We start from the raw sequence: 6,252 nt of genomic DNA, 5'->3' as shown, positions 1-6,252 counted from the left end.
AGCGGGCGCGGGACCCCCCCGCCCCCCCCCCACCGTCGCAAAAACCCCCCCCCAACCAGCGGCGGGGCCCTTCTTGCGTTACTCCTCCCCTACGGTGACCCGCGCGGCCTCCGCGCGCGCCCGGCGGCGCCACTGCGCCAGCCCGACGCCCGTGGCCGCCACCGCGACCAGCCCGAGCAGCGCCCAGTCCGGCACCGCGTCCGCGACCGACCGCACCCACTGCTCCACCGCGAACGAGTCGTCCACGTCCAGCAGCCCCGGCAGCGCACTCGCCCCGTCGTAGACCAGGAACAGCGCGCCGAGCACGATGAAGAACAGGCCCGACGCGAGCGAGGTCGTGTGCAGCTCGAAGCGGCCGATCGGGAGGGCCCGGCCGCGCAGCCAGCGGCGGCGGCCGAGGTCGAAGCGCTCCCAGAGCAGCGCCAGCAGGAACAACGGCACCGCCATGCCCAGTGCGTACACCGCCAGCAGGAGGCCCCCGTAGACCGGGCTGCCGCTGACCGCCGCCACCGTCAGGACGCTGCCCAGGATCGGGCCCGCGCAGAAGCCGGCCAGCCCGTAGACCGCGCCGAGCGCGTACACCGACAGGGCGGTCGTCGGCCGGATCTTCCCCGACAGCTCCGAGATCCGCTTCGAGGCGAAGCCGAGGCCGAGGATCTGGGCGAGCCCGAGCGCGATGATCAGCCAGCCGCCGAAGAGCACCAGCCCTTCCCGGTTGCTGTGGAAGAACCGCCCGGCGTACGAACCGGCCGCGCCCAGCGGTACGAGGGTGCTCGCGAGGCCCGCGTAGAAGATCCCGGTACGGGCCAGCAGCCGCGAGGCGGAGTCGATGGAGTAGGCGAAGAAGGCGGGCAGGAGCAGTGCGCTGCACGGGCTGAGCAGCGCGAGGAGGCCGCCGAGCAGGGCGGCCAGGTATCCGATGTCGGTCACTTCGCGCCCGCCCCGGCCTGCGGCTGCGCCTGGGCCTGCGCCTTGGCCTTGGCGATGGCGGCGGCGAAGGCGTCCATGGGCTGGGCGCCGGCGATGGGCTGCCCGTTGACCAGGAAGGACGGGGTGGAGGTGACGCCGATGCGGTAGCCCTCCTCCTGGTCCTTCCGCAGGGCGGCGGCGGCCTCCTCCCCGGCCATGTCCTTCTTGAAGCGCTCCAGGTCCGGGACCCCGGCCTGGCGCGCCAGCTCCTCCAGCCGGGCCTCGCCGAAGCCCTTCTCCTTGGAGCCTTCGGCGTACGCGGCCGCGTGGAACTGCGCGAAGCGGTCCTGCTGCCCGGCGGCCCAGGCGGCCTTGGCGGCGGCCTCGGAGTCGGCGCCGAAGATCGGAAAGTTGCGCCACTCGATGCGCAGGGTGCCGTCCTCCACGTACTTCTTCACCAGCTCGGGCTCGGTGTCGCGGGCGAACTTCCCGCAGTAGCCGCACTTGAAGTCGGAGTACTCGATCAGAACCACGGGCGCGTCGGCCCGGCCGGCGGCGAGCTTGTCGCCGGACTCGCGCCGGGCCAGGGCTTTCAGCTCGGTGGCGGGGTCGGTACGGGGAGCCGCTGCCGCGGCCGGGCCGCCGGAAGGCTTGTCGGCGGGCGCGCTCGCCTGCCAGGAGACGATGCCGAGGGTGACGGCGGCGACGGCGACCCCGGCGGAGATCAGCAGGGGCTTGCGGGCGGAGGAGGAAGAGGGCATACGGGTGCTCCAGAGCTGTGTGGCTGCGGGGTGAGGCGGACCGGGCGGATACGACCGGTCCTCCTAGACCCGCATCACGGACAGCTCCAGCGGGGACGGCGCCGACTGGCCGGGCCCGTGTACGGGAACCCGTACGGGTATCGCGTGCGGCCGGCCCGGCACCCCCGACGGCGACCCCGCGGGCGGGGCCTGCGCCTGGTCGGCCCCGGCCCGCACGGGCAGCGCGGGCAGGCCGTCGCGGCCGGGGGACCCGGGGGCGCAGGCGGGCCCGGGGGAGTCGGCGTGGGCGAAGGCCGCGGCGAGGTCGGATCCCGGCCCAGCGGGGCCGACGGCCCGTACGAGGCCCTGCCCGGCGGCCGGCTGCGCGGCGGCCGCGCCCGCGAAGGCACCGGCCAGCAGTGCCCAGCCCAGCAGCACCGCGAACACGCAGCGGAGCCGGCGGGGGCGGGACATCGTGGGCGGCCTCTCACTCGGTACTGGGGCGGGCTGGGGGGAGTCGTCCCGAAATGGTACGGGTCCGCCCCACAAATGCGTTCGCCACCCGGCACCTGCGGGTGAGATCCTCGACCAGGTATGTCTACTTCCTTCGCCGCCCTGCAGACGCTTCTCGGTGAGATCTCCCTCCGTGACGCGCACCGCCTCGGCCGCCGCCTCGAAGGCGCCCGCCGCATCCGCAAGCCCGAGGCCAAGCAGGCCGTACTCGACGAGATCGCCGCGGAGGCCGAAAAGGCCGCCGCGCGACTGGCCGGGCGCGCCTCGCGGATGCCGGAGGTCACGTATCCCGAGAACCTTCCCGTCAGCCAGAAGAAGGACGAGATCGCCGAGGCGATACGCGACCATCAGGTCGTGATCGTCGCGGGCGAGACCGGCTCCGGCAAGACCACGCAGATCCCCAAGATCTGCATGGAGCTGGGGCGCGGCGTCCGGGGCATGATCGGCCACACCCAGCCCCGCCGGATCGCTGCCCGCACGGTCGCGGAGCGCATCGCGGAGGAGCTGAAGTCCGAGATCGGGCAGACGGTCGGCTGGAAGGTCCGCTTCACCGACCAGGTGGACCAGGACGCGACCTTCGTGAAGCTGATGACGGACGGCATCCTGCTCGCCGAGATCCAGACGGACCGCGAGCTGCGCGCGTACGACACGATCATCATCGACGAGGCCCACGAGCGGTCGCTGAACATCGACTTCCTGCTCGGCTACCTCGCCACGCTGCTGCCCAAGCGCCCCGACCTCAAGGTGATCATCACCTCGGCGACGATCGACCCCGAGCGCTTCTCCCGGCACTTCGGCGAGGCCCCGATCGTCGAGGTCAGCGGCCGTACGTATCCGGTGGAGCTGCGCTACCGCCCGCTGCTCGAAGAAGATTCCGAGGACAGCGACCGCGACCAGATCACCGCGATCTGCGAGGCCGTGGACGAGCTCCAGTCCGAGGGCCCCGGCGACATCCTGGTCTTCCTCTCCGGCGAGCGCGAGATCCGCGACACGGCGGACGCGCTGAACAAGCGGAACCTACGGTTCACGGAGGTCCTCCCCCTCTACGCGCGTCTCTCGCACGCCGAGCAGCACAGGGTCTTCCAGCAGCACACGGGCCGCCGGATCGTCCTGGCGACCAACGTCGCCGAGACCTCCCTCACCGTCCCGGGCATCAAGTACGTGATCGACCCGGGCAACGCCCGCATCTCCCGCTACAGCCACCGCACCAAGGTCCAGCGGCTGCCCATCGAGCGGATCTCGCAGGCCAGCGCCAACCAGCGCAAGGGCCGCTGCGGCCGTACCTCGGACGGCATCTGCATCCGCCTCTACTCCGAGGACGACTTCAACAGCCGTCCGGAGTTCACGGACGCCGAGATCCTGCGCACCAACCTGGCATCCGTCATCCTCCAGATGACCGCGGCCGGCCTCGGCGAGATCGAGAAGTTCCCCTTCATCGACCCGCCGGACCACCGCAACATCCGCGACGGCGTCCAGCTCCTCCAGGAGCTGGGGGCCCTCGACCCCGCCGAGAAGACCGCGTCCAAGGAGGGTGGCAAGAACCGGCTCACGCCCATGGGCCGCCAGCTCTCCCAGCTCCCGGTGGACCCGCGGCTCGCCCGCATGGTGGTGGAGGCGGACAAGAACAACTGCGTCCGCGAGGTCATGGTCATCGCGGCGGCCCTGTCCATCCAGGACCCGCGCGAGCGGCCCTCGGACAAGCAGACCCAGGCCGACCAGAACCACGCCCGCTTCAAGGACGAGACGAGCGACTTCCTCTCGTTCCTGAACATGTGGCGCTACGTCCGCGAGCAGCAGAAGGAGCGCGGCTCGTCCTCCTTCCGCCGGATGTGCAAGCAGGAGTACCTGAACTTCCTGCGGATCCGCGAATGGCAGGACATCTACTCGCAGCTGCGTACGGTCGCCAAGTCCATGGGCATCCACGTCAACGAGGCCGATGCCCCGGAGACGAGCGTGCACATCTCGCTGCTGGCCGGCCTGCTGTCGCACATCGGGCTCAAGGACACCGACAAGAACGAGTACCTGGGGGCCCGGTCCGCCAAGTTCGCGATCTTCCCCGGATCCTCGCTCTTCAAGAAGCAGCCGAAGTTCCTGATGTCGGCGGAGCTGGTGGAGACCTCGCGGCTGTGGGCCCGGGTCAACGCCAAGGTGGAGCCGGAGTGGGTGGAGCCGCTTGCCCAGCACTTGATCAAGCGCACGTACAGCGAGCCGCACTGGGAGAAGGACCAGGCGGCCGTGATGGCGTACGAGAAGGTCACGCTGTACGGCGTGCCGATCGTCGCGCAGCGGAAGATCAACTACGGCCGGATCGACGCCGAGGTCTCGCGCGAACTGTTCATCCGCAACGCCCTCGTCGAGGGTGACTGGCGGACCCACCACAAGTTCTACGCCGACAACCGCAAGCTCCTCACCGAGGTGGAGGAGCTGGAGAACCGGGCCCGGCGCCGCGACATCGTGGTCGACGACGAGACGCTCTTCGACTTCTACGACCAGCGGATCCCCGAACACGTGGTCTCCGGGGCGCACTTCGACTCGTGGTGGAAGCACAAGAAGCGCGACGAGCCCGAACTGCTCGACTTCGAACGCGAGATGCTGCTGACGGAGAAGGCGGCCGGGGTCACCAAGGCCGACTACCCGGACTCCTGGCACCAGGGCCGGCTGAAGTTCCGGGTGACGTACCAGTTCGAGCCGGGCGCGGACGCGGACGGCGTGACCGTCCACATCCCGCTCCAGGTGCTGAACCAGGTCACGGACGAGGGCTTCGACTGGCAGATCCCGGGTCTGCGGGAAGAGGTCGTCACCGAGCTGATCCGCTCCCTCCCGAAGCCGATCCGCCGGCACTACGTGCCCGCGCCGAACTTCGCGACCCGGTTCCTGGCCACCTCCCACCCCCTCCAAGAGCCCCTGCACGTCACACTGGCCCGTGAGCTGCACCGGATGGTCGGGGTCCCGGTCACCGCCGAGGACTTCGACCTCACCCGGATCCCGGACCACCTGAAGATCACCTTCCGGATCGTCGACGAGCGCCGCAAGAACCTCGCCGAGGCCAAGGACCTGGAGGCCCTGCGGCTCCAACTCAGGCCGAAGGCCCGCCAGGCCCTCTCCCAAGCCGCCGCGGCCACCGCCGAGCGGGCGGGCGGGGAGTCGGTGGAGAAGACCGGGCTGACGGACTGGACGATCGGCACGCTGGCCAAGGTCTTCGAAACCCGGCGGGCCGGTCAGCCCGTGAAGGCCTACCCGGCACTGGTGGACGAAGGCGCGAGCGTCTCCGTACGCCTCTTCGACACCGAGGCCGAGCAGCAGCAGGCCATGTGGCTCGGCACCCGCCGGCTCATCCTGCTCAACATCCCGGTGAACCCGGCGAAGTTCGCCTCGGACCACCTCTCCAACCAGCAGAAGCTGGCCCTGTCGCGCAATCCGCACGGCTCCATCCAGGGGCTGTTCGACGACTGCGCGACCGCGGCGACCGACAGGCTGATCGCGGCGCACGGCGGCCCGGCCTGGGACGAGGCGGGCTTCCGCAAGCTCTACGAGGCCGTCCGCGCGGACCTGGTGGACACCACGGTGCGGACGATCACGCAGGTGCAGCAGGTGCTGGCGGCCTGGCAGGCGTGCGAGCGCCGGCTGAAGTCCACGAGCAGCCTGGCGCTCATGGCCAACGTCCAGGACGTCAAGACGCAGCTGGCGGCCCTGATGCCCGCGGGCTTCGTGACCCTGACCGGGCTGCGCCGACTGCCGGACCTGATGCGCTACCTGGTGGCGGCCGACCGGCGGCTCCAGCAGATGCCCACGGGGGTCCAGCGCGACACCACGCGCATGGAGAAGGTCCACGAGATGCGGGACGAGTACCTGTGGCTGCTGGAGCAGTTGCCCAAGGGCCGCCCGGTCCCGGAGGCGGTGACGGACATCCGCTGGATGATCGAGGAACTGCGGGTCAGCTACTTCGCGCACGCCCTCGGAACGGCGTATCCGATCTCCGACAAACGCATCGTGAAGGCGGTCGACGCGGCCGCCCCGGGACCTGCTCGCTGATCGGGTTCGACTGCACCCCCTGAGCTGCGGTACAGTCTGATTCGTAGCCGCCCAGCGG

General features: G+C 70.7%; 4 protein-coding genes. 1 reads left to right on the top strand and 3 read right to left on the bottom strand.

All coding sequences use genetic code 11. The annotated features are described in order from the left end of the window. Positions 1-78: 78 nt before the first annotated feature. The 3 genes from ACFXDJ_RS01510 to ACFXDJ_RS01500 form a co-directional block, all read right to left on the bottom strand. Positions 79-930, bottom strand: coding sequence for a cytochrome c biogenesis CcdA family protein (locus tag ACFXDJ_RS01510; RefSeq protein WP_384654495.1), 852 nt, complete (start codon positions 928-930; stop codon positions 79-81). Next, on the bottom strand, positions 927-1,670 hold the full coding sequence (locus tag ACFXDJ_RS01505; RefSeq protein ID WP_384654493.1) for a DsbA family protein: 744 nt from the start codon (positions 1,668-1,670) through the stop codon (positions 927-929). The genes ACFXDJ_RS01510 and ACFXDJ_RS01505 overlap by 4 nt, the downstream gene beginning before the upstream one ends. A gap of 63 nt (positions 1,671-1,733) precedes the next feature. Continuing rightward, on the bottom strand, positions 1,734-2,123 hold the full coding sequence (locus tag ACFXDJ_RS01500) for a hypothetical protein (RefSeq protein ID WP_384847461.1): 390 nt from the start codon (positions 2,121-2,123) through the stop codon (positions 1,734-1,736). 120 nt (positions 2,124-2,243) lie between these two features. On the opposite strand from ACFXDJ_RS01500, the gene hrpA reads away from it, so the two are divergent. Beyond that, positions 2,244-6,194 carry an ATP-dependent RNA helicase HrpA gene (gene hrpA, locus ACFXDJ_RS01495; protein ID WP_384847458.1) on the top strand — a complete coding sequence of 1,317 codons (3,951 nt, stop codon included), beginning with the start codon at positions 2,244-2,246 and terminating at the stop codon, positions 6,192-6,194. Positions 6,195-6,252: the final 58 nt, after the last annotated feature.

Source organism: Streptomyces sp. NPDC059443 (assembly GCF_042750105.1).
In the GTDB taxonomy this organism is placed as follows: domain Bacteria; phylum Actinomycetota; class Actinomycetes; order Streptomycetales; family Streptomycetaceae; genus Streptomyces.
Note: the sequence above shows the minus strand (reverse complement) of the source record. Positions and strands in the feature narration are given on the sequence as shown.

Excerpts from the sequence above, each read along its gene's own strand:
- ACFXDJ_RS01505 (WP_384654493.1), bottom strand. The coding sequence starts at position 1,670 with ATGCCCTCTTCCTCCTCCGCCCGCAAGCCCCTGCTGATCTCCGCCGGG.
- ACFXDJ_RS01500 (WP_384847461.1), bottom strand. The coding sequence starts at position 2,123 with ATGTCCCGCCCCCGCCGGCTCCGCTGCGTGTTCGCGGTGCTGCTGGGC.
- hrpA (WP_384847458.1), top strand. The coding sequence starts at position 2,244 with ATGTCTACTTCCTTCGCCGCCCTGCAGACGCTTCTCGGTGAGATCTCC.